General features: G+C 51.2%; 18 protein-coding genes. 9 read left to right on the top strand and 9 right to left on the bottom strand.

Annotated features, from left to right (window positions below; all coding sequences use genetic code 11):
• Window positions 1-93: 93 nt before the first annotated feature.
• Together AB1656_25265 and AB1656_25260 are read right to left on the bottom strand one after the other, a co-directional pair.
• A complete protein-coding gene (locus AB1656_25265; protein ID MEW6238709.1) occupies window positions 94-402 on the bottom strand; it encodes a ferredoxin family protein in 309 nt (102 codons plus the stop codon).
• A gap of 82 nt (window positions 403-484) precedes the next feature.
• Window positions 485-655, bottom strand: coding sequence for a hypothetical protein (locus AB1656_25260; protein ID MEW6238708.1), 171 nt, complete (start codon window positions 653-655; stop codon window positions 485-487).
• Between the two features lie 119 nt (window positions 656-774).
• Between AB1656_25260 and AB1656_25255 the strand changes: the two genes are divergently transcribed.
• The 5 genes from AB1656_25255 to AB1656_25235 all read left to right on the top strand — a co-directional run bounded on the left by AB1656_25255 (window position 775) and on the right by AB1656_25235 (window position 7039).
• Window positions 775-1896 (top strand): S1C family serine protease, encoded by a 1122-nt coding sequence (locus tag AB1656_25255; GenBank protein ID MEW6238707.1) that lies wholly within the window; start codon window positions 775-777, stop codon window positions 1894-1896.
• Window positions 1897-2201: 305 nt separating this feature from the next.
• On the top strand, window positions 2202-2756 hold the full coding sequence (locus tag AB1656_25250; protein ID MEW6238706.1) for a prepilin-type N-terminal cleavage/methylation domain-containing protein: 555 nt from the start codon (window positions 2202-2204) through the stop codon (window positions 2754-2756).
• 140 nt (window positions 2757-2896) lie between these two features.
• Entirely contained in the window at window positions 2897-3463 is a 567-nt protein-coding gene (locus tag AB1656_25245; protein ID MEW6238705.1) for a prepilin-type N-terminal cleavage/methylation domain-containing protein, read from the top strand.
• A gap of 122 nt (window positions 3464-3585) precedes the next feature.
• The gene (locus AB1656_25240; GenBank protein MEW6238704.1) at window positions 3586-5379 is read left to right on the top strand and encodes a sodium:solute symporter family protein; all 1794 of its coding nucleotides are present in this window, start codon (window positions 3586-3588) and stop codon (window positions 5377-5379) included.
• A 151-nt stretch (window positions 5380-5530) separates the two neighbouring features.
• Window positions 5531-7039 (top strand): FGGY-family carbohydrate kinase, encoded by a 1509-nt coding sequence (locus tag AB1656_25235; protein ID MEW6238703.1) that lies wholly within the window; start codon window positions 5531-5533, stop codon window positions 7037-7039.
• 105 nt (window positions 7040-7144) lie between these two features.
• On the opposite strand, the gene AB1656_25230 is transcribed toward AB1656_25235, so the two are convergent.
• Together AB1656_25230 and AB1656_25225 are read right to left on the bottom strand one after the other, a co-directional pair.
• Entirely contained in the window at window positions 7145-7513 is a 369-nt protein-coding gene (locus tag AB1656_25230; GenBank protein MEW6238702.1) for a VOC family protein, read from the bottom strand.
• A gap of 212 nt (window positions 7514-7725) precedes the next feature.
• A complete protein-coding gene (locus AB1656_25225; protein ID MEW6238701.1) occupies window positions 7726-8478 on the bottom strand; it encodes a PIG-L family deacetylase in 753 nt (250 codons plus the stop codon).
• 198 nt (window positions 8479-8676) lie between these two features.
• Between AB1656_25225 and AB1656_25220 the strand changes: the two genes are divergently transcribed.
• Window positions 8677-10227, top strand: a complete 1551-nt coding sequence (locus tag AB1656_25220; protein MEW6238700.1) for a sugar isomerase — start codon at window positions 8677-8679, stop codon at window positions 10225-10227.
• 102 nt (window positions 10228-10329) lie between these two features.
• Here AB1656_25220 and AB1656_25215 read toward each other — a convergent pair whose 3' ends face one another.
• Entirely contained in the window at window positions 10330-11250 is a 921-nt protein-coding gene (locus AB1656_25215) for an alpha/beta hydrolase (GenBank protein MEW6238699.1), read from the bottom strand.
• Between the two features lie 231 nt (window positions 11251-11481).
• On the opposite strand from AB1656_25215, the gene AB1656_25210 reads away from it, so the two are divergent.
• A complete protein-coding gene (locus AB1656_25210) occupies window positions 11482-12081 on the top strand; it encodes a glutathione peroxidase (protein MEW6238698.1) in 600 nt (199 codons plus the stop codon).
• Between the two features lie 104 nt (window positions 12082-12185).
• On the opposite strand, the gene AB1656_25205 is transcribed toward AB1656_25210, so the two are convergent.
• Together AB1656_25205 and AB1656_25200 are read right to left on the bottom strand one after the other, a co-directional pair.
• Window positions 12186-13433 (bottom strand): diguanylate cyclase, encoded by a 1248-nt coding sequence (locus AB1656_25205; GenBank protein MEW6238697.1) that lies wholly within the window; start codon window positions 13431-13433, stop codon window positions 12186-12188.
• Window positions 13434-13612: 179 nt separating this feature from the next.
• A complete protein-coding gene (locus AB1656_25200) occupies window positions 13613-14830 on the bottom strand; it encodes a C45 family peptidase (GenBank protein ID MEW6238696.1) in 1218 nt (405 codons plus the stop codon).
• A gap of 279 nt (window positions 14831-15109) precedes the next feature.
• Here AB1656_25200 and AB1656_25195 point away from each other — a divergent pair, with 279 nt between their 5' ends.
• Complete coding sequence (locus AB1656_25195) at window positions 15110-16192, top strand: DUF362 domain-containing protein (GenBank protein ID MEW6238695.1); 1083 nt, start codon at window positions 15110-15112, stop codon at window positions 16190-16192.
• A 68-nt stretch (window positions 16193-16260) separates the two neighbouring features.
• Here AB1656_25195 and AB1656_25190 read toward each other — a convergent pair whose 3' ends face one another.
• Window positions 16261-19455, bottom strand: coding sequence for a UvrD-helicase domain-containing protein (locus AB1656_25190; protein ID MEW6238694.1), 3195 nt, complete (start codon window positions 19453-19455; stop codon window positions 16261-16263).
• Window positions 19436-22468 (bottom strand): PD-(D/E)XK nuclease family protein, encoded by a 3033-nt coding sequence (locus AB1656_25185; protein MEW6238693.1) that lies wholly within the window; start codon window positions 22466-22468, stop codon window positions 19436-19438. The genes AB1656_25190 and AB1656_25185 overlap by 20 nt, the downstream gene beginning before the upstream one ends.
• Before the next feature lie 299 nt (window positions 22469-22767).
• Between AB1656_25185 and AB1656_25180 the strand changes: the two genes are divergently transcribed.
• Window positions 22768-23076, top strand: coding sequence for a ferredoxin (locus AB1656_25180; protein MEW6238692.1), 309 nt, complete (start codon window positions 22768-22770; stop codon window positions 23074-23076).
• The last annotated feature ends 374 nt before the right edge of the window (window positions 23077-23450 follow it).

The following is a 23450-nucleotide window of genomic DNA, read 5'->3' as shown; positions in this document are numbered from 1 at the left end:
ACGTCCGCTTTTCTAGGAAAACGTATATGCGCCGGCGGAAAATTCTTTTCCCGCGCCCCAAAAAGAGAAGCGAAATCGAAGCGGCGAGCCGGTTTATTCGCCGGCGGTCTCCGCATTCCATTTCGGTCCATGAGTGACTTGATCTTTGGCGTTTCTCCGTTTGTCTTCATCGAATTCGAAATTGGCGTTTTTCTCGATGAATGACGTCCATTCGCTGGGAACTTCGTCTTCAGGGAAGATGGCGTTGACGGGGCATACGGGGGCGCAGGCGTCGCAGTCGATGCATTCGTCGGGGTTGATATAGAGCATATCGTCGCCTTCGTAAAAACATTCCACCGGACAGACTTCGGCGCAGTCGCCGTATTTGCAGTCTACGCAAGGTTCACAGACTACATAGGGCATGATATTTCTCCTTATTCCTAGTCTCCTACAAGTTCAAAAAACGATGGGAAAGGGCGTCTTTCTTCGGCGCGCATCATTACCTTTATACCTTCGCGTCCGAGCGAGAGCAACCCTTCTTGACGTTGACGCTTCCGCGAACCTTTTCCATCATATCCAGCAGATGGAAGAACGCCAAGCGCAAGGATAAAGGAAGCGGCGGGATCAATCTAGTCTGACTCGAGGGGTTGTCCATTTCCCAAAATGGCGGATTCATTTTGCCGGCCTTTCTCCTGAGAGAAGAATATATTATCGTTCCAGTGAAGCATCGTTACTTCTTCTGGGAATCTGCGTTAACTTGAAGACGAATATCCCGGCTTTCGATGAGGCGAAACGATGAAAAGATTTCACGGTTTGGGATTATGGGTCACTGGGCTTTGCGGTTATGCGGCGGCGGCGGCGGCGCAAGGAGACTGGGCGGTGTACGAGACTTATTCCCGTTTTTCTCCCGCTATCTATTCCGTCAGCGTCGAAATCCCAAAGGATGTCATCCTTGATCGTTACGAACAATCTCTCGGCCGCCTTCGCAATTACCAGGAAGGATTCAACAATCTTGTCTCTGGGACGACGAAGCCGGTCATGGGCATCAACCAGTTCGAGACATGGTTCAACCAATGGGAGCGGCAACTGGAATCTCTAAAAAACCAAATGTTGAAAAACAACCGTTTCCGGGGAGCGGCATTCGCCGTGGATCCGCATCATCTCGTTACCCTTAGCACCGTCGTGAACAGCGCTACCGTTGGGGGCGAAATCCTCGTTTCCGACGATTACGACCGCGTACTCAAGGCGGAAATTCAAGGCGTCGATCCCATGTCGGGAGTGGCGGTGTTGAAAATCATCGGCGCCACTTTGTCGGATTACATCGATCTCGATCGAACCGTCAACACGTTGCCCGTCGCCTCATATATCATGACGATTCAACGTCCTTACGAACTTCCTTCTTCTCCCTTCTCAGGCATGATCGGCGGTTATTTCCGCCGCTTGAATCTATTTAAATTGGAACGCTATATTCAAACCGATCTGCCTCTTTATCCCGGTAACGAAGGATCGCCCGTATTCAGCCCATCGGGACAGTTGATCGGAATGATCGCCACGGAATACAGCCTTGGACGCGGGCCGAGTTTGACCTTCGTCATCCCCTCCGATATCGTAGCCGATTCCGCTTGGGCCATCATCGAGAGCGGCAAGCGGGAGCGAGGATGGATTTCCGGCATCGATCTCAAGCAAGTATCGGATGGAATCCTCGTCGAAAACGTTTCCGAAGACAGCCCAGCCGCTCGCAGCGGTTTGTTGCAAGGCGATTTGATCATCGGTTTCGACGGCAAGCGCGATCCCCAAGCCTGGAACTTCATCTATCATGTTCTCGACGCCAAGCCGAACGATAGGATTATGATCGAGATTCAACGTGGATCTCGGCGTCTTTCTGTGGTAGTAGTAGCGGGGAGAAAAAACGATTGAATGGAATCGTACGTTAGAATTTGGAATATCTTATCTTACTCGCCGCAAGAAAAGCTATACCGAATTCGATTCAAACTATAAACAAAATCCCCGCATCGATCCCTCCTCGAATTTATTTCTCTTATTTTTCCCAGGAACAAGATTTTCAATCCTCAATGCAATATAACTTATTGATTATTATATAATTGCGATCCATTTTTACAAGAAATGTAATAATTTTTAGTTATTGAGTCTTGCTATTCTTTCTTTTTTGGTGATGTAATATAATAGTAATAATGGATTAATCGATTAATTTGGAGGAAAATATGCGAAGGAAGGGTTTTACTTTAATTGAACTGCTTATTGTCGTAGCCATTATTGGAATTCTCGCGGCTATCGCCGTGCCCAATTTCTTGAATGCGCAATTAAGAGCGGAAATGGCCAAATGCCAATCGGAGATGAATACATGGATCAAAGTATACGCCATGTATAAAATGGACAACAATATTTTTCCCCCCCACTTCGATGGGCATCCCATCTGGCAAAACAAGCCGATGACGACGCCTGTCGCCTATTGCAGCGCCCCTCCTAAAGATCCGTTTCAAAAGGTGCGATCGAATATGTTGGGGACGACGGAATGGAGCCACCGCGAATATCACGCCGATTATTTCGGGGCCGTCCCCGCCACTCGCATGGCGAACGATCCGGCGCTTTATTCGCAAGCCAAACAAGGGCGCATTGTGAGCATCCCTCAAGGTCATGTGGGAACGGTGTATTATATTTGGAGCATGGGTCCGGACCTTTCGCATACTCCCGATTATATCTACCAAGCTACAAACGGTCTTCGCAGCATTGGCGACATTGTAGCGGTCGGACAGTAAGGCCATAGCATTAGATGCGTTTGCGCAAATAATCTTGTCAAATTTCGTTAAAAAAGAAAAATAAGGCTTGCCGGACATCCGATTTTTGTGCTGTAATAAAGATATCAATGGATTAATGGAATTTATTTTGGGAGGAAAACATGAGAAGAAAAGGTTTTACGCTTATCGAATTACTGATTGTTGTCGCCATCATCGGCGTATTGGCGGCTATCGCCGTGCCGAACTTCCTGAATGCGCAAATACGGGCGAAGGTCGCTAAATGCAATTCGGAAATGAGGGCGTGGGTCGATGTTTATGCGATGTACAGATTGGACAACAACAATTTCCCCATGCACATGCCTGGTCATCCGTACCATCAAAATAAGTATATGACCACGCCCGTCTCCTATATTTCCGCGCCGCCGTTGGATCCTTTCCAGAACGATCGGTTAATGAGTTCTTCTATCACCCAATGGAGCCACGGCTCCTATCACGCCGATTTTTTCCCCGTCGTTTCTCCTACACGTCTGATTCAAGCGCCTGATCTCTATAATCGGGCGCTGAAAGGAAAAATTACGGCCAACGTGAACGATCACCATACGGGAACCGTTTACTACATTTGGAGCATGGGGCCGGATCAGATTCATGCGCCGAATTCATTATTCGATATTTACGAAGCCTCCAACGGATTAACCAGTTACGGCGATATCGTAGTCGTCGGCGATTGAAAACATTAATTTGTATTTTGCGTTCATTGGGGCGGTCGATCGGCCGCCCTTTTCTATTTTTCCTCATCTCTCCTCGTTGACATTCTCTAACGCTTTTCGAATAATACGAACCATATTTCATCATGGAATCGGAGAACCGCCGGATGCAGTTGAATTATCTTGATTGGTCGATTGTTATCTTTTACTTTCTATTCGTATTAGCTGTGGGTCTTTATTATACGCGCCGGGCGGGAAAGGGTATCGCGGAATATTTCGTTTCGGGGAGAAACTTGCCCTGGTGGATCGTGGGCACATCTATGGTGGCGACGACGTTCTCCTCCGATACCCCCAATCTAGTAACGGATATCGTCCGCAAGCATGGCGTCAGCGGCAATTGGGTATGGTGGGCTTTTTTACTGACGGGAATGGCGACGGTTTTCTTTTACGCCAAATTATGGCGGCGTTCCCAAGCTTTGACGGACATCGGCTTCTACGAGATGCGCTATTCCGGCAAAGAAGCCGCTTTTTTGCGGGGATTCCGCGCACTGTATCTCGGCGTGGTTTTCAACGTCTTCGTCATGGCTTCCGTAACGCTCTCCGCCATCAAGATTTCCGGCATTCTCTTGGGTCTTAATAAATACGCAACGGTAATGGTTTGCGGTTTGATAACGGCAATTTATTCCTGCACGTCGGGTTTATGGGGCGTGGTCGTCACGGACGTATTGCTATTCATCCTGGCAATGATTGGATCGATCGCGGCGGCCTGGTTCGCCTTGGGACATGAAAGCGTCGGAGGACTGACGGGTTTGTTAAGTCATCCGGAGTTAACGAACAAGTTGAGCCTGCTTCCCGATTTCAACCGCTACGACGAAGCGATGGCGGTTTTCATCATTCCCTTCGCCGTTCAATGGTGGGGTGTTTGGTATCCGGGAGCGGAGCCGGGCGGCGGCGGCTACGTCGCCCAACGCATGTTGGCCTCTAAGGACGAAAAGAATTCGCTGTTGGCGACGCTTTGGTTCAATATCGCCCATTACGCCATCCGTCCCTGGCCTTGGATCATCGTCGCGCTATGTTCGATAGTAGTTTTTCCTGAAATTTCCGATATTCAACGGCGATTTCCCCATTTCAATCCCGATCTCATCAACGACGATTTGGCTTATTCCGCCATGTTGACTTTCCTGCCCGCTGGATATCTCGGTCTAGCGCTGGCATCGCTGGCGGCGGCCTATATGTCCACTATCAGCACGCATCTCAACTGGGGCTCTTCTTATATCATCGACGATTTCTACAAGCGTTTCGTCAAAACCGATGGGGATGAAAAACATTACGTTTTCGCCGCCCGCGCCGTCACTTTTTCGTTGATGATCCTTGCTTGTTTGCTATCCTTCGCGCTGGAGCACTCTTTGCAGGCTTTCAATATTCTTCTGCAAATCGGCGCGGGAACGGGGCTTCTTTTCATGCTGCGCTGGTTTTGGTGGCGCATCAACGCCTGGAGCGAAATCGCCGCCATGATTATCTCCTTCTGCGCAGCGCTTTATTTCGCCTTTGTTCATACCCGCCTGTTGGGATATGCGGAAATTTCCGATTGGAAAAAATTGACCATCGGCGTCGCCATTACGACGGTTGGCTGGCTGGCGGCGACATTCCTGACGCCGGCGACGGACCGCAGGGTATTGCAATCGTTTTACGACAAAATCCGTCCGATGGGACCCGGATGGGCGAAAGCGGTCGATATATCCGGCGAGAAAGAGAAAGACAATTTCACCGCCTCCCTGTTGTGCGTCTTTTTGGGCTGTTTCGCCGTCTATGGAGCGTTGTTCTCCACGGGGTATTTTCTTTATGGAAATACTCTTTTAGGGGGTTTGTTCGCCGTTGTGAGCCTATTCTCTGCGCTTGGAGTAATGACGCTATTGCCAAAAGTTCAATGGCGCGGATAATCGGTTTTGCAATGCTGCTTATTCCTTCGCTCTCTTAGAAAGAGGACGGGTGAAAGAGATGAAGAAATACGACGACTAATAAAATTATTCGTCATAAGTTAACGGTACTTATTTACTCTTATAATTCAGTATCTTTTTGGAGGGAATTTCCATGAGTTTGTTGGGCATTGATGTCGGCACCACGGGGTGCAAAGCGGTCGCTTTCGATGCGGAGGGCCATATCCTCGCTTCCGCCTACAAAGAATATCCGCTTCATTCGCCTCAGCCTGGATGGGCGGAGTTGGATGGAAACCGGGTATGGGACGACGTGAAAAGCTGCATTGCCAAAACGGCGGACGCAACGAAGAGCGATCCCATTACGGCCTTGGCCGTCTCCTGCCAGGGCGAAGCCGTTTCTCTCCTCGACGAGAAAGGAAACGTTCTTCATAACGCCCTGGTTAGTTTCGATAACCGCACGGAACCGTACATCTCCCAATGGGAAGAGAGATTCGGGCGGCAAAGAATCTTCGAAGTCACCGGCCAACCGCTGGCTTCGGTTTTTACGGCGCTCAAATTGCAATGGATTAAAGAACATAAGCCGGAAGTTTTGGCGAAAACGAAAACCATCCTGGGATTCGAAGACCTCGTCATGTTCCGTCTGGGAATGCCGCCGACGACCGATTACACCCTTCCGGCGCGAACCATGTTTTTCGACGTAAAGAAAGCGGATTGGTGCGACGAGTTCATGGAATTCGCTGGAGTCGATCGCTCCATGATGCCAACGCCGAAGCCTTCGGGAACGCTTATCGGAACGATTCCCAATTCAATCGCCGGCGAAATCGGCCTGCCGCATGGCGTGAAAGTCGTTACGGGCGGACACGATCAACCCTGCCAAATGTTGGGCGCGGGCGTAACCAAAGCCAATGTCGCCGCCTACGGCATTGGCACGGTCGAGTGCATCGGCCCGGCTTTCTCCGAATTGCTCATTAATAACACAATGTTGAAGAATAACATTTGCTGTTACCATCATACTTGTCCCCAACTCTATATCGCCCTTGTTTATAATTTTACCGGCGGCATTCTCTTCCGTTGGTATCGGGACGCGCTATCACGGGACGAGTTGCGCCGAGCCAGGGAGACCGGCCGGGACGTATACGATATTCTCACGGAAGAGGCCGCCCAAAAACCCACCAATATCATCGTACTGCCCCACTTCACAACCACCGGCGTTCCCCATTTCGACACGCGCTCCAAGGGCGTCATTTTGGGATTAACGCTGGGAACCACGAAAGCGGAAATCACGCGGGGAATCCTGGAAGGCATTACCTACGAAATGCGGATGTGCGTGGAACTGCTCAAGGAAGCGGGCGGCGTTGTCAATGTCTTGCGGGCCACCGGCGGCGGAGCCAAGTCGGAATACTGGCTGCAAATCAAAGCCGACATTATGAACATCCCCATCGAAGTTCCTTCCGTTTCGGAAGCGGGATGTCTGGGCTGCGCCATCCTCGCGGGTTCGGCGACGGGCGTCTATTCTTCCGTCAAAGAAGCGGCGCAGCAGCTGGCGCGTACGGGAAAAACCTTCGAACCTCAACCGGAGAACGCCAAACTCTACAACGAACGCTTCGAGTGGTACAAAGAAATTTATCCCCGCCTTAAAGATATCTTCCATAAAATGCCCTGACGCAACCAACCGGAGGGCGGCCAAGCAAGCCGCCCTCCTTGTAATCCATCAGTAGGGTGAGCTCAAAGCGAAGCATAGCCCACTGTCATGGCGAAATCATTTTCGTCAAATCAATTGAATCAACCTCAGCAAATTGCCTTCCGGGTCTTTAAATTCGGCGAGCAATGAACCGAAATCCTTGCGCGGGCCGAAAACGATCTCCACGCTTTTCGATTTCAATCTCGCGCAAAAATCAGCGATATTATCCACTTCGATGCTGAATTTGATGGTATTTTTGGATGCGTCCAGTTTCTCGCGGATGCGCGGATCGCTTTGATGCAGGGCGAGATGCGCTCCTTCCAGGGCGTATTCCACCCATAAGTCCGTCTCGACGACGGGTTTTCCCAATCCCATAACCTCCTGGTAGAAAGTTTTCATGGTTTCCATATTGGATACGTAAATAAAAATGGCGTTGATTCGTTTGGTTCCCGGCATGAATTCTTCTCCTATTTCTATCCCTTTAATGCACTTTCTTATCGATAAAAGACTTGAATATTCGATCGCGCAGATGGAGTCTTGCATGATGGAATGGTCTGCTTACGCATGCGAATCGCCTTCTATAACGACATACAAGAGATAGTATAATTCCTTCGTTTTAACGGCTCCACCCAAAGCCAAGCAGCGGCGCGTTTTCCCCTCCCAACGATTCAGCAGGAAATTTTTGGATTCTGCGTTTGGGGTACGAAGGCTTCGGCGTAGCGGCAGCCGGCTTCTTTTCCTCGAAACAGCGCCATCTCTTCGTGAATGGAATACCACTCTCTCGCCTTCTGGCTTTCGTGGCAATAGCAGGCTTCCCGTTTTTTTTCTTCGAAGGGAGTGATGTCGATAAAGTACGTGGGGTGAAACGTCTGCGTTTGGCGGCCTGACATCACTTCAAAGTAATACAAAGCAAACGACCGCCCCATCATTTGCCAGGCATCATAGGCATGCAGCGAAGCGGCGCGGTGATCCCGATGCGTATCGATCGGCCAATGGGCCAGGCAGATATCCGGTTTTTCTTGCTCCAGCAAATGGAGAAATTCTTCGTAAGTATTTTTGTTTAACTCCGTATTTCCATCGATCTGATGGAAAAAGACGGGGCGGGATTTCAAAATTTTGCAGGCTTTCTCTGCTTCCGCCGTTCGGATGGCGGCGGCTTCGTCATGCGATTTGCCCTGAATGCCTGCTTCCCCGCGAGTGAAATAGACGGACGTCACTGTATGGCCCTGTTCGGCGAAATAAAGAATTGAGCCGCCGCAGCCCGATTCCGGATCGTCGGGATGAGCGCCTACAACAACAATTTTTTGTTTTTTCAGAACGGTCGATTCCGCCAGTGAAACCGAGGCGGCGAGCGGCAAACTAATAGACGCGCCAGCGGCGATGGCCGATTGTTGAAGCATCCGGCGGCGAGATATGTTCATGATCCCTCCTCAATAACGGCGCCAAAGAACTGCGCCGATTTTTTCATTACTTTATCGAAAACGCTTCTCGTCCGTCAATCCGCCGGATTGAAGAATGGAATGTAAAAAATAAATGGGAAACTTATAGAAATTAACAATGAAATAGGATAAGATTTTGCGGGGTATTCCAATTCTCTAGGAGAGGAAATCATGAGTGTGATGAGACCAATCCCAATGGGAAGTTCTTGCTGCGGTTGTACGAAAACAATTTGCACGGGCGGACTCCAAGTAAACCGGCGCCATTTTATGGCTGGCGTAGGATCGCTGGCGGGAGGGCTTTCACTATCTTCGCTCGGAGCCTCGGCGGCGGAAAGCGCCGTTGGGGAGCATCGTTTGCCTGAGGCCAAAACCCTGCGCGTGCAGCCGGTGCTGATTTACGGCATCCCCCGCAGCCGCCCTCAAACCAGCTGGCGCGGATGGGGGGCCGTGCAAACGGAAAAAGACGTCGCCGACGAAAAGAGTCGCATTGGCAAAGAACTGGAAGATTTGAAAAAGAAGGCGGAATTTAAGGTTGAAATTCTGCCGCTGGCCGCCATCCAAGGCGCCGGTGAAGCGGACGCCATCGCCAAGGGCGATTATGACGTTCTTCTCATGTACGCTTCCAGCGGCGGATTGGATGCTCTGGAAAAACTGACCCATCCGGAAAAATGGACTATTATGTTCGTTCGCCATCGCTCCGGCCCCGTCTATCTATGGTATGAGATTGCCCATAATCGCTACTTGCGCAAGACGGTGGACGAATACGGCCAGGCGAATATGGATTGCCAAGACGTAGTTGTGGACGATTACGGCGATATTCTCTGGCGTTTGCGAGCTCTCTATGGCTTAAAGAACACGTTGGGCAAGCGCATCGTCGCCCTCGGCAACCCCAGCGGTTGGGGCGCCGGCGGGCAGAAAGCCCCCGAACTCGCGCAAAAACGCTTCAAACTGGATTACGTCAATGTCAGTTACGACAACCTCGGCGCCCGGATCAAAAAAGCCCGAGCCAACGATCGTCTAGTCAAATATTGCGCCCAACTGGCTGACGATTACCTCAAACAAGATCGTGTGGAAATGGCTACGGCCAAGGAGTTTCTCGCCAACGCCTTCGTGCTGACGGAAGTGATCAAAGACTATCTCGACGAAGCGCAAACCGACGCCTTTACGATCAACAGTTGCATGGGAACCGTGATGCCCATCTCGGAAACTACGGCCTGCATGCCGCTCAGTTTCCTCAACGACGAGGGTTATCAGGCCTATTGCGAATCCGACTTTGTCGTCATTCCGTCGGGAATCTTACTGCATCATATTTCCAATAAGCCAGTGTTCCTCAACGATCCCACTTATCCCCATCACGGCGTCGTAACTTTGGCCCACTGTACCGCGCCGCGAAAGATGAACGGCGAGAACTATGAGCCGGTCAAAGTTCTCACCCACTTCGAATCGGATTACGGCGCTTCTCCCAAAGTCGAAATGAAAATAGGGCAGAAAATCACCGTCATCGATCCCGATTTCAATTTCGAGAAGTGGCTCGGCTTCGAAGGCGAAATCGAGGGCAATCCGTTCTACGACATCTGCCGCTCCCAGATCGACGTAGCCATCAAAGGCGACTGCGATAAACTGGTGGAAGAAACCAAAGGCTTCCACTGGATGGCCTGCTACGGCGATTACTTGAAAGAGTCGCAATACGCTCTGAAGAAAGTGGGCATCGATTGGTTGAAGATCAGCTAATCGACGTAGAATTCGATTCAATAAAGAAGGGGCGCGGAAAAATTCCTCGCCCCTTTGTTATATGTTCCATAAGGGCGGCCCCTCGCGGCTGCCCTGGGCGCCTTATTTCAGGCAGCGATCGAAAAATTCCCGAACGGATTGCAAAATCTCTTTCTGCGTAGGCAAGGTTTGGTCGTTCCAACCTCCATGTCCGCCATCTTTCACCAAAATCATCTGCGCGTCTACACCCGCTTTCTTTAATGCTTCATAGAGTAATTCCGATTGGTTGTAGGGGACTAGAGGATCCTTGTTGCCGTGTACGATGAGAAAGGGCGGATCGTCGGCGGAAACATAGGAGATGGGATCGACGGAACGTACGCGGTCTGGATTGTCCCGGACCGGCCCGCCGATTAATAGAGATTCCGGCGAGTCCGGCGCATCATGCTTCATCGAGCTGGGGAAATCCAGCATCTTCAAAAAGTTCGTCGGCCCAAAGAAATCGACCACGGCTTGAACCCGGCTGGATCGATCCGCCCAGTCTCCGCCGCCCTCCAATTCCTTCACATCGCCCGACGTTCCCAACATCGCCGCCAGATGGCCTCCGGCGGAACTGCCCCATACGCCGATCTTGTTGGGATCGATGCCGTATTGTTCCGCATGGGCGCGCAAAAACCGAATCGCCGTTTTGCAATCGTTGATTTGCGCGGGCCAGATCGCTTCCTGGCTGAGACGATAGTCGATGCTAGCGGTGAAATAGCCGGATTGCGTCAGAGGAAGAGCGGCGTTATGGCTCTTGTCTCCCGCACGCCAGGCGCCTCCATGAATCCAAACCACGACTGGCCGCGGCTTCTCGCTTTTTTCTTTGGGATAGGCGATATCCATCGACAGATTTTTCCCCTCGGCGGTTGCATAGACGATATCGCGGGCGATTTCGACATTATCGGGAATCCGCTGTTGCGGTCGTTGCCGATCCTCTGGCTGTGCATAAGCGATGACGACGGCTGACGCGAAAAGGATGGCGGTCTCCATGATCTTCTTTTTCATTGAACATCTCCTTGAAAAAGGCTTTATTAGTATTGGAATGGAATCGTCCTGCTGCGGGAAGGCGGTTTTAACCTCGTCGCTCAATCACGGACTCATCCTATCTCTCGCTTTTTTCGAAAACAATCGGTTCAATGCGGTTTGATCGCAATTTCCCCAGAAAAGAATTTTGACAACCTATTTTTCAAGAATATAATATTTATAAACATTTTAGTTTATAAAAGGAGGCGGACTATGCGGTATTCGGGAAAATTATGGATGGCCATCGCGCTCGTTTGTTTTCTAGCGGCGATAGGAAGGACGGAAGAGAAGGTTGTGAAAGATCCCCAAAAAGCCAAAAACATTTATGAGTTCGCCGTCAAAGATATTGATGGGAAAGAGGTTAAGTTAAACCAATATAAAGAGAAAAAGAACGTTCTGCTGATCGTAAATACCGCCTCGCAATGCGGATTCACGAAACAATACGCTCCCTTGATGGATGTGTATAAAAAATACAAAGAAAAAGGTTTGGTTGTAATCGCTTTTCCCGCCAACGAATTCGGACAGCAGGAGCCGGGAACGGCGGACGAAATCAAAAAGTTCTGCGAAACCAAATACAACGTCAAATTTCCCATCATGGCCAAGTCGGTAGTCAAAGGCGAAAAACAAGCCCCCCTGTTTCAGTATCTGACGAACGCCGAAAATCCCGATTTCACCGGTGAGATCAAATGGAATTTTGAAAAATTTCTCATCGACAAAAAGGGAAAACTTATCCGCCGTTTCCGCAGCAAAGAAGAACCGGACGGCGAAGAGATCGCGAAAGCGATCGAAAAGGCGCTGGCGGAGAAAGAATAATCTCCGTTACGCATTCTCATTTATGACAAGAACGCCAGGGCGCGATGCCGCATCCTGGCGTTCAGTCTATTTCCTAAAAAAACACAATTTAAACGGAAATCGGCTTACATCACTTCCACCCGGTTCCTTCCTGACATTTTGGCTTTATAGAGAGATTTATCCGCTTGGGATAACAACTCGTCCATGCTTTTATCGGTTATGTCCTTCGCGTCCAAATAGGATGCGCCTAAGCTAATGGTCAATGAGAACGAATCGCCTGCCAGCGATCGCCACTTTTCTTTTTCGAAAGCCTTGCGAATTTTCTCGGCGTTTTGTACGGCGCCGACGATATCCGTTTCCGGCATGATTTTCACGAATTCTTCGCCGCCGTATCGGGCTGCGATGTCGGTGTTCCGCGAATGGATTTTTAATAAATCCGCCGCTTTGCGCAGAACCGCATCTCCTGTGGGATGTCCGTAAGCGTCGTTTATTTTTTTGAAATAATCGATATCGATCATAATGCAACTTATGGAATGGTTATAACGTTTGGTTCTTTCCATTTCTTCTTTCAATCGCTCGAAGAAATATCGGCGATTGTAAATCTGAGTCAATTCGTCTATCGTCGCCATTTCTTCTATCGTCTTCATGGCTTTGGTTAAGCGTCTCATTAAATGAAAAGTGAAGAAATACAAAACGCCTAATAGCAATAGGACAGTGAAGAAACCAAGCGTTAGAAAAAGATACGTATGGCGTCTCGTCGTGCGCTCGATGTCGGTGATGTCGAACGAAACGCTTATGCCTCCGCGAATATCGCCTAACGTATATCCTTGTTTTTCATGGCAGCTTAAACAAGAGTTTTCCATAGATAAAGGCGCCATATAACGGAAGAAGACTTTATCTCCAATAACGCTTTTTTCCGTTTGTTCCATTTCTCCCCGCTCGAACGCTTGCAACGCGCGCGTTTCGAATTCATCGGCGGTATTGTGGGGATTCAGTGGTTTTAAACTGGTGATATGAAATTGAAAATTCCCATCTTTTTTGGCGTATTCCGAAATCTCGCGCGTCATTAAGGCGGGATTTTTTTTGGTATAAATTTTTCCGTCTTTGGTTTCCATATCGGGATTGACCAAATAGGGATTGGATTGCATTCCCTCTTTTTTTTCTACATACACGCCGCCGTAATCCGCATTCCAGCGCCGCGTCAGTACGATGCTGGAAAACTGCGCTTTGGCTCGTTCGTAGATAATCCGTTCGATTAATTCTTTGTTGCGAACCGACATCCCCACGAATATCCCCAATATGCAAAAGAGAACGGCAATGGTGATTTGCAAAAAATAATTCTTCCATAGTCCGGGGGATTTCATGGAAAACATCGATTTTTCTCGTATCGATCATTGGTCGAATTGGAATCGTTAATAGTGTCGGGATTCCTAAGATTCCGACTTCCTATAGTTTAATGAATAAATCCTGTCCTTGAATTCAATTCATTTTACGATCCAAAATCGAGAAAACCAAATTATGCGGAGAGATAATTCCCTTAGAGCAACGGGTCTTATTCTTTCCCTTCCGGGCGCTTCTCCGAAAATACCTTATTCATATCCAACTTAACATAGGCGCGTTTGTAGGCTTCCAATGGCCCCGCTTCGCCCTTGGACGCCGCGTTGGCGGTCCAGAGGATCATGCGCGTGAGATCGTAGACGGCGACTTGCAGGTTTCCCGTCCTGACCGTGGGCAGGATTTCATGAATCGTCGTCTCGCCGGTCAACTTGCCGTAATTCTTGACCAGCATATCGTGCAGCGGCTTGTCGAATGCGGGCACGTTCCAACTCATGCCCCAATAGACGATGTCGTCGATGCGGGGATGGCTGTCCGTCAACGGCTCCAGGTTTTGGGGATCGTAAACGTTGCACAGCGTATGCGAGGTTTGAAAAGCGCGGGCCTCGCCCTTCTTGCCGTCGCCTACGGCGTACATCAGAGAGGTATTGCGCTTCGTGGAACGCATCCGCTCGATGGCCTGTTCCAGCGATTCGTCGTATTGCATGATATTGCGCAACAGGTAAACAAAGGGCATGGCCTCGAACGAATCGTTGGCTTGGTCGTAATCGTCGCCGATCTCGCTGACGGCCATTTGAGCGGACGACATGCCGGTAACCACGCCGATCATGCCCACCCATCCGATATTGGCGAAGGCGTGGCCTTTTTCGGGATGATAGACGGTGATGAGGGGATATTTCTGAATCTCCGCCCGGACGGCGTAATCCAGCGCCCGCAGTTGCAGCAGCGAACCGGTGGAAGCCGTCGCCGCTCCCCACGCTCCGAAGAGCGAGCAATGCCATTCGCTGGCGTCGCCAATAAGGTTAACCCGCAGCAGTTGCTTGAAGTCGACTCCCGATCCTTCCGCCAAACCTTGCAACTCTTCGATAATCTCTTCGGGAATATAGGATTTGGCCAGTTCGTAAACTTGATCGATCTTTTCCGCTCCGCCTTCGATCTCTTGCGACATCAATCCAAGCACTAAGGCTGTATAATTGGCGATATCCTCTTTCATCATCGCCCCATAAGCGCGGCCCATCTCGCGCGGCGCGCCCCAAAGGTGCAATATTCGAATTTCGTCTTCGCCCTCACCCGCAGCGAACAAGCGAGCGTTGATGGCTTCTTTAACCAGGCGCGGCGCTTGATCGTAGATGGGATTGTCGTTGACTCGGATTTCCAACGTCCAGGCGGGAAGAGCCAAAACTAATACGGCGGCTAGTAAGGTTGCAGTCTTCATGAAAACGCCTCGTAAATAAGGGATGTTTCACTGATGGATGAACATGTTGGGAAAAAGCATTGTATATCCATTGATGTAAAGAATCCATCAATAGGGGATATCGGGCAAGCATTTTGCTTTCTATCGCTGTCTCTATTCACATTATTTTAATATTCGTAATATTGCTGAGTTTTTTATTCGTGAAAAAATAAAAACTGCTATGATAACGCCTATAATCCGCGCTGGCGGCGTCCGGCGCGTGAGGAAAGATAATATTGATTTTCAAGGGAGATATGTTTAATGGCCGCTATGAAAACCTCGCGAAGAAATTTCCTGAAAACCTCGATTGTGACAGGCGCAGCCGCGTCGGCGGCTTTCCGCTATCCCGCCGCCGCATTCGCTTCGGAATCGGAGAAGAAAGACGAATCCACCGCATGCGCCTGCAAGGGCAAGGTTTCGCTCACCGCCGGCGAGGATCATCCCGATATCATTTTCAAGGGATTGAAGAATTTCGAGAGCCAGATCGAAAAGCATTCGGATGGCCGCCGCATCGTGGTGAAGCCCAATAACGTCGCCATCGACAACCAACTCTGCGCTACTCACGCGGATAGCATAGAAGGCATCTTAGAGTTCTTTAAATCCATAGGCCGGACGGACGTCATCGTCGCCGAGTCGGCGGCCAGCGGCCCCACCTTCGAGGGCTTCGACAATTACGGGTATTTCAAATTGAAAGCGAAATTTCCTGAAGTAAAGTATATTGATCTCGACAAGGAAGAATACGAGATGGTCTACGTAGTCAGCGACGAGGATTTCCATCCCCGCGCCGTGCGCATGTCGAAGATGTTGCTCGATCCCGCATCCTACGTCGTTTCGGCGGCGGTGATGAAGACGCACGACCGCGTGGTGGCGACGCTTTCTCTCAAGAACATCGTCTTCGGCGCTCCTATCAAAGACGAAGGCTTCCGCTGGGGGCCGGGCGGCAAAGCGGGCGCCAAGAACGACAAGCCTGTCGCCCACGGCGGCGGCTTTCGGGGCGTCAACTACAATCTCTTCGCCAACGCTTTTCGCCTGGCGCCCGACCTGGCCGTCATTGACGGCTATCGGGGCATGGAAGGCAACGGGCCAGTAGGCGGGACGCCCGTCGAACATCGCATCGCCGTCGTCAGCCCCGATTGGCTGGCGGCGGATCGCGTGGGCATCGAATTGATGGGAATTGATTTCGCCAATGTCGGCTATTTGAACTACGCGACTAATGCGAATTTGGGCGAAGGCCATCTCGACAAGATCGAAGTCATAGGTGAAATGATCGCCGATCACGCCAAAAAATATAAGCTGCATCAGGCGGTGGAGAGGCAGATGCTTTGGAAACAGCCGATGGGGTGAGTCCTAAGCGCATATAGAAAAAAAGGGGGCGTAGAAGAAATTCTGCGCCCTATTTTTATTTAACGCCATTATGGAAAAACGCAAACGTACTTCCCCGCCGCCGTGAAATACAATCCCGCTTCGGCGACGCGTTGGCCAGTGATTTCCCGCCAACGGGCGGCGTAGGCTTCCACTTGCGGGCGATAATGTTCCGCCAGGCGATCCAGCGCCGTTATGGCGCCGCGGTCGGTTTTGTAATCGACGATGACCCAGCCGTTCGCTTCCAAAAAAACCAGATCGATGACGCCGCGTTGCAGCGTCGGCAATTCCTTTCCGGCATGGACCATCGTTTCGAAGGGAACTTCCGTCATCCGCTGACGGCTGGCTTGGGCGCGGCGCCATATCTCCGAGCGCGTTACCGAAAGGACGGCGTCCTTCAATTCGTCCAGCCAGTTCTCCTCCAATTCCTCCTCCGCCAAGACAGTTCGCGCGAGCTGGTTCAAGTCGGCGGCGGGATCGTCCATGAGTTCCTGCAATAAAAGATGGACGGCGCTGCCCCATTGCGCGCCCCGTTCGCTCGTTTCATTAGCCGAAACTGGCCAATTTTGAGAAACTTGTTTTGCTCGTTCCACAGCGTAGGTGGGATAGGCGGCGGTTTGCCATTTTTCTTGAATCGCGGCGGCGGCGTGAAGAGCGTCATTCGCTGTGACTGTCTTCCCGGCGAGAACAGGCGCATGTTGCGGGCCGGGATCGGGAAGCGTAGGAGTGTTTTTTAAATATTCGTCAAAAAATTTCCACGGATTTACGTGATTTTTTTTCATCCGCTGCGAAATCGTCAGTTGTTTTCCCGCCCGCGTGGCGGCGACGTAAAGCAGCCGCATCTCTTCCGCTTCCAAAAACTGTTTCTCTCGCTTGGCGATTTCACTCCAGCCGCTGGGATGCGCCAGCAACGGGCCGGTTCCCCATCTGGTTGTCTCTTCGTAGATGGCCATGTAGCCCCGCGAGCGTTTGCCGCTGCGATCCACGTGCAACTGGACGTCATGTTTAGCGTTCCCATTAGGATCGGCCAGAAAAACGCAGGGCGCTTCCAATCCTTTCACTTTATGCAAATTCATAATCCGAACGGCACCGCTCTCGCTAGGGCAAATGGATAAACCGTCATAGCATTCTTTTTGGTTGACGAGATCGTTCAGGTAAATCGCCGCTTCCTCGATCGAGGCCATAGGCGCTTGGCGGAGGCGCAGCAATTCGATGGCTTTCGCCAAACTCCCCGCCCGCAAATGGCCGTCCGGCGCCGCCGCAGCCAGCGCGAACAACCCCAAATCGTCCGCGATCTTTTCGATGGCGGAGACAAGCGGCAGGGTTGCCGTCCATTGAGAATATTGCCTTAGTTTTCCGAAAGCGTCTGCGAAGAGATTGCGTTCTTCGTTACCCAATCCATCAGGCAACGGCGCACGGAACGAAAACTTGCCTCCCGCTTTTTTCAAAGCGAAAAGAGCGGCGTCGCTAGCGCCGAAGAGCGGGCCGCGCAACACGGCGAGCAGCGCTACGGGATTTTTCGGCTGGCATATCGCCGTAAGGACCTCCCGCAGGCAAGCCAATTCGGGAATTTCGTTCAATCCCGCGCTGCCAGTTATTTCATGCGGAATGCCTAATTCTTGTAGTTTGACGCCGTAATCGTTCATGCGCTTGGTTAGGCGCGTGATAACGAGAAAATCGCCGGGCTGCGCGGATGATGCGTTTAGAGCGGCGCGGATGGTTCGAGCGATGAAATCCGCTTCGTAGTTCTGCACATCCTCTTGCTTGTCGTAGTCTTCGGGAATATCCAACCGCCGAACGAGATCGTCTGCCCCGCTACTCTCTCCTTTCCCCGCTTGCAGCGGAACGTAAGCGGGGGAAAACTCGTCCGCCGTTGGGGGAAAATGTTCTTGGAAGCAGCGATTGACCCAATCGAGAATCGGTGCGTCGGTGCGGAAATTGGCCGAGAGCGTCAATACTCCGCCGCCCGCTTGGCGAATAATCTCTTTTACTTGGTTATAAGTCGCGATATCGGCGCGGCGGAAACGGTAGATGGATTGTTTGGGATCGCCGACGACGAATAACGATCCGGGAACGGGTTTGCATTGGCGCCAGTCTTCTTGCGTGGGATCGTCCGCCGTCAGCAGCATCATAACTTCGGCCTGGATGGGATCGGTGTCTTGAAATTCATCGACGAGCAGGTGCGTAAAGCGCTCGCGAAAATAGCGCCGAATGGCGGGACGATCCCGCAACAGCCGGGCGGATAACAACAATAGGTCTTGAAAATTGAGCGCTCCCATCTCGCGCCGCCGCCGTTCGTAAATCTCAATTGCTGGCTGCAATGCCCGCATCGCCGCTTCGTAGCGGCGTATACGCCAGGCATCCAAACGCGGCTGGGCGAAAGTTTCGCAGAAAATAGTCCAGCGTTCCTCTTCCGCTTTGGCTTGCTCTTTTTTTCCCGGCCAGTTTTTTTGAACGATCTTAATGTCTTTGAATTCTTCCAGAATGGCCATCCAATCCGCGAGACGCGCTGGATCGGCGTAGCGCATCAAGCGGGGGATGGTTTTATATTTTGGAATCAACGTATCATGGCCCGGATCGGCGGGCAGCGCATCCGCCAGGTTTTCCATGCGCGCCGCGTATTCTTGCAATCCAGCAATGATTTCCTGCAAATCGGGCAAGGGGGGACGCTCCGTCGGCCATTCTTCTACATCGGGAAAATCAGCGAAGCGAAGAAATGCTTGTTTGAGTTGCCCAATTTGCAGTCCCAATGAATCTAGTTCTTCCAAAATGCCGTCTCCCTCGACGTACAAGCTGACGGCGTATTCGTCCCACGCCTGTTCCCGCAGCCTCGCGTCCGCCTCTTCCTCCATCTCTTCGAATCCCAAATCGACGCCCGCTTCGATGGGCCTTTCCCTAAGCAATCGGGCGCAGAAGGAATGGATAGTGCCGATGAAGCAGCGCTCGGCGTTTTGAACTGCTTCCGCTAAAACCGCATTCTTCCCCTCCATCCTGCGCAGTTCCATTTCCAGCGCGAGTTGAAAGCGGGCGCGCAGCTCGGCGGCGGCTTTGCGGGTAAAAGTTACGGCGGCCAGCGATTCGATGGCGCATTTCCTTTCTCTAATCAAAGCCGTCATGCGGTTGGCCATGCTCGTAGTTTTTCCCGTTCCCGCGGCCGCTTCGACGTGGATGGTGCGATCCAATTCGCGCTGGATAAAATCGCGCGCTTCTTGATCTGGCGGAATGTTATTCGTTTTTTTTGTCATCGGGTCTCAACTCTCGCAAAGGCTGCAAAACCGCGTTCGCAAGATTATCCAATTTTCGTTGACTCGCTTCCGTCACGGCATCTATATTTCCGCAAACGAGCCGGTAATCGCAATAGCGGCAATCGTCAACTTTATTCGTCGCTGCGAAGACGCCTTTTCCGATAATCTGCGCCAATCTCATTAGGACTCCATCGCCTTCCGTCAATTCATCCACTGAATAACCGATTCTCTCCCCGCGTCCTTTGGCGGCGGGGAAAAAAAAGCCGAATTGCGAGACGCTAGCTTGGGGCGAGACGTTTTTTTTAAGCCAAGCCTCGGCCAACGCCAGATAGAGAACATGCTGCACAACCCTTCCTTGGTGGAAGGGAGGGAATTTGGTTTGGCGGTATTTCCAAGTACTGCCGGTTTTATAATCCCAAACGGAATAAGCCCCATCCTCGTTTCGGTCGATGCGGTCCAATACTCCCCGCGTTCGCAAAACAGCGCCATTGGGCAGCGGCATCAACGCCGGTTCTTCGCCTGGCTTCATGCCAATGGATTGTTCGAAATAAAGCGGATCTCTGGTTTGGCAGAATCTTTCTTCATCCTTAAGGAATAGTTGAGCCGCTTGCTTCAATTCGCCGTATTGGCGGCGATAGGCGTTTTCGTTGGCGGGAGGATAGCGGTCTTTATATTGTTCCGCCCAATCATCGAGAATTTCCATCAATTCGCCGATATCGCGCGCATAGGATGGCTTGATGCCATTTTCCCGAAGCCGGCTCATGAAAGTCTCAAAGACATTATGAAGAAGTTTGCCGAATTCGCTTTGTTCGAGCCAACGTCCGGAGTCAATAACGTACTCCTCCGGCGGTAGTATCTCCAACGCATAGAGAATAAAAAACGCCAGCGGACAGCGCCCCGCCGTCTCGAAGGCGGAGGCGGACATGATTTTCCCTTGCGGCGGCGTTGGATCGAGCAACGCTCCCGCTTCGGGAACTTTTCCGTCGTATATAGTGAATTCGTCGGAGGCTCGCTGCGTTGCGGCGTAGAGTCCTCCCCCCAAATGGGGAAAGCGTTGGGCGGCGAAAGCGAGAGGCGCCGCCGCCGGTTCGGAACCGCAAAACCGCCAAAGCAGCCATTCGTTTTCCTTAAGGCATTCCTCTTCCCTCATCGGAGCGAAGGAAGCAGGCGGTCCCATTTGATCCAACATCCCGCTTTGATCCGCTTGCCGGTCTTGCGATAGGATTCGATATGCGGATAGCAGCGCCGAGCTGGGAAACAATTCGCGGTTTTCCTTGATATCCAGACAGCAATAACTCAAAACGATGCGTCCCCGCAGACGGCATAACAACCGATAGAAATCATCCATTTGGCGGCGTTGATGGTCAAATGACGCTGGAATGTCGCTGGAAATTTTTTTACGTTCCCCATCCAGCAGCAAAGGATCCTGTCGTAATGCGCCGGGAAAACGCCCGTCGTCGAGACCGACGATGAACGTATGCCGCCGTCCCGAATGGCCGCCGCTGGCCAGGCTTGCCGCATGAATATGTCCCGGCTGCGGCCCGCTTCCCAATACGTTCGCTTGCGCGGGAAGATCGGCCAGCCATTGCAGAACATCCAGCGACGAATCGTCCTTCTCGCTGAACCAACTTCGCAACTCGCAGATTTCGTTGGTCAGTTTTCCCAAACTGTTATGATCCAATTCCGAAACGCATCGGACAGCGTTTCCCAAAAACCACAATGCGGCGTCCAACACGTCGGCGGAAGCGCCGCGAGAGGGAAGATGCTCCAACAAAGGCCGTATGGTTTCGATGAGAAAATGGAAGCCGTTCGCTTTCCACCGCAACTGCGCTGGGTTTTGGCTTTCATATTCGTCGTCGCCGTTTTCTTTCCAATTCTGTATTTGTTCCTGCAAGCCTTGCCAATGATCGTTCAGTTTGGGCAGATAACGATCCCGTCCAAATCCTACGACCGCGCCGCGCAGCAGCGCCGCTAATCCATGCCGATTCCATTCTCCTTCCGCTTCCGGGGGAAGAAGGATCAATCCTTCCCTAATCAACTGGACCATAGCCGCCTGCGCAAAATCGCTGCGCAGCCAATCGATCCACATCGCGAGAGCGCGTCCCGGACGCGAATAGCGCGCGGGAATGCCATCGGCGAAAGTGATGGGAATGCCTTCCTTCAACGCGCCTTCTTCCTGCTGCAAACCTTTGGCGATTTCGTAAATCAACGGGAGGTAGGTCTCCCTATCCGTATAAATCAATTCCACTTCATCCAGCCGCAAACCTTCTCCTAAACAGCGCCGGATTACTTCCCGCACTTCATTGCATTCGCCTGCGGCGCGGAATATCGTTGCGGAGCCGTCTCCCCGCGCCGCTGGGGCTTTGGAAGGATTGGGCAGCCATCGCAAAAGCGCCGCGTCGGAAAGAACTTCTTCACCGTCCGGAGGAACGCATGGTTGATCTACGGGAAGAGAGATGACATTCTTCTCCGGCAGCGCTTGGAGAAAGTCTCTTTCCATAGGACAAGCGTCAATATCTTCCGGGACGAGAATCAACCGATCCTGCGGCCAATCAACCTCTTGCCGCCGCAATCGGTGGATTGCCCAATGCAGGATTTCGGCATAATCAATGAAATCCCAATCCGCCAGCGATTTCGCATATTCGCGGAAAAAAGCGATTAGTTCGTTTCCCTTAGCGGCAGTCTCGAAACAGGACGGATTCATTGCTTCCAGCGATGCGCCCGCAAGACGAAAGGATTGATAAGAGGAATAGAGCGTTTGAAAAAATGGGGCGCTTGGCTGAATCGAGGCGAAGTAGCTCCGGCGATTGCGGCGCAGCCGATTCCATACTTTTTCCGCCAGAATGGCGCCAGGCAGCGGCGCGAGGCATTCTACGTTTCTCTTCTGCATAACCTGCCGCGATAGTTCGATGACAATTCGCTTTAACGTCTGGATGCGAACGTTGAGCGCCGATCCTCCCGCGCGGCATACGCCATCCACCCATTGCAATCCGGCGCGCCGAGATGGCGCCAATAGCCATTTCTCCTCCAAAAGCTTTTCTTGGCAGACTCGCCGAAGCCCTTCAATGAATAGGTTCATAAATATGCCTTTGCCGATGTAGCAGGATATTGAAAACGTTACTCTCTCATTCCGTTTCTTTTATAATCCCAATCCGCCATCCTGCCCAGGGATGCTCCAAGCCATAGAAGGGGTTGTATCCGCAAATCGTTTTCTAATACGATAAGTTGGGATGAAGCGTACTTTACTCTTGACGATTCATTCATACGATTTACACTCCTAACTTGAAGTTGGACAAGACTTCGGAAAGATATATGAATCGCTTCAGGCGCCATAGGACGCTGGAAGCCATTCTAAAGTTCCCTGCGGGGTATTTGAGGCAAATCGTTATGGCGGAATTCAACGAAAAATGGGCAGACAACACAGCAGGCAAATACTATATCGACCAGAACTGCACCATGTGCGCCGTTTGCGTCGATATCGCTCCCAACAACGTTAAAGAGAGCGATGATGGGGATCATTGCATCGTTTTCAAACAGCCTGAAAACGCAGAGGAAGAAGAAGCCCTCAAAGAAGCAATAGGCGAATGCCCCACGGAATCGATTGGCGGCGACGGCAAATAAAACCGTTAGCGGCTCGATTTCGGCAAAAGAATATTCCTTCATTAGAAGAACGGCATGTCTCCCAAAGCCATGCCGTTCTTTGGATTTTAATTCGTTTCGAACAACTATCTCTTAATATACAGTAATTATAACGAAATATTCGATTTAAAAGAATATTTCTTATGAAATATTGTAGATAAAGTTGAAAATTACTATAATTTCATTATTCCAGATTGAAAAATATTTAAGAATGTATTATACTTAATACCCTGAAGTTTGGCTATTGAGAGGCGTAGAAGACAGCGGAAGAGAGGGAATTTTGGCATTTCTGGGGCTTCGCGTCGTAGGTGGCGCGCGTAGAGAAGCCGGAGAAATAGCGCCGTTCCATGCCCAAG

Source organism: Candidatus Omnitrophota bacterium (assembly GCA_040755155.1).
In the GTDB taxonomy this organism is placed as follows: Bacteria; Hinthialibacterota; Hinthialibacteria; order Hinthialibacterales; family Hinthialibacteraceae; genus JBFMBP01.
The sequence above is the reverse complement of the archived record's forward strand: the minus strand, read 5'-3'. Positions and strand labels throughout refer to the sequence as shown.

Bases quoted from the DNA above. Each gene is read 5' to 3' on its own strand.
- AB1656_25265 (MEW6238709.1), bottom strand. From the start codon at position 402: ATGCCCTATGTAGTCTGTGAACCTTGCGTAGACTGCAAATACGGCGAC.
- AB1656_25260 (MEW6238708.1), bottom strand. From the start codon at position 655: ATGAATCCGCCATTTTGGGAAATGGACAACCCCTCGAGTCAGACTAGA.
- AB1656_25255 (MEW6238707.1), top strand. From the start codon at position 775: ATGAAAAGATTTCACGGTTTGGGATTATGGGTCACTGGGCTTTGCGGT.
- AB1656_25250 (MEW6238706.1), top strand. From the start codon at position 2,202: ATGCGAAGGAAGGGTTTTACTTTAATTGAACTGCTTATTGTCGTAGCC.
- AB1656_25245 (MEW6238705.1), top strand. From the start codon at position 2,897: ATGAGAAGAAAAGGTTTTACGCTTATCGAATTACTGATTGTTGTCGCC.
- AB1656_25240 (MEW6238704.1), top strand. From the start codon at position 3,586: ATGGAATCGGAGAACCGCCGGATGCAGTTGAATTATCTTGATTGGTCG.
- AB1656_25235 (MEW6238703.1), top strand. From the start codon at position 5,531: ATGAGTTTGTTGGGCATTGATGTCGGCACCACGGGGTGCAAAGCGGTC.
- AB1656_25230 (MEW6238702.1), bottom strand. From the start codon at position 7,513: ATGCCGGGAACCAAACGAATCAACGCCATTTTTATTTACGTATCCAAT.
- AB1656_25225 (MEW6238701.1), bottom strand. From the start codon at position 8,478: ATGAACATATCTCGCCGCCGGATGCTTCAACAATCGGCCATCGCCGCT.
- AB1656_25220 (MEW6238700.1), top strand. From the start codon at position 8,677: ATGAGACCAATCCCAATGGGAAGTTCTTGCTGCGGTTGTACGAAAACA.
- AB1656_25215 (MEW6238699.1), bottom strand. From the start codon at position 11,250: ATGAAAAAGAAGATCATGGAGACCGCCATCCTTTTCGCGTCAGCCGTC.
- AB1656_25210 (MEW6238698.1), top strand. From the start codon at position 11,482: ATGCGGTATTCGGGAAAATTATGGATGGCCATCGCGCTCGTTTGTTTT.
- AB1656_25205 (MEW6238697.1), bottom strand. From the start codon at position 13,433: ATGTTTTCCATGAAATCCCCCGGACTATGGAAGAATTATTTTTTGCAA.
- AB1656_25200 (MEW6238696.1), bottom strand. From the start codon at position 14,830: ATGAAGACTGCAACCTTACTAGCCGCCGTATTAGTTTTGGCTCTTCCC.
- AB1656_25195 (MEW6238695.1), top strand. From the start codon at position 15,110: ATGGCCGCTATGAAAACCTCGCGAAGAAATTTCCTGAAAACCTCGATT.
- AB1656_25190 (MEW6238694.1), bottom strand. From the start codon at position 19,455: ATGACAAAAAAAACGAATAACATTCCGCCAGATCAAGAAGCGCGCGAT.
- AB1656_25180 (MEW6238692.1), top strand. From the start codon at position 22,768: ATGAATCGCTTCAGGCGCCATAGGACGCTGGAAGCCATTCTAAAGTTC.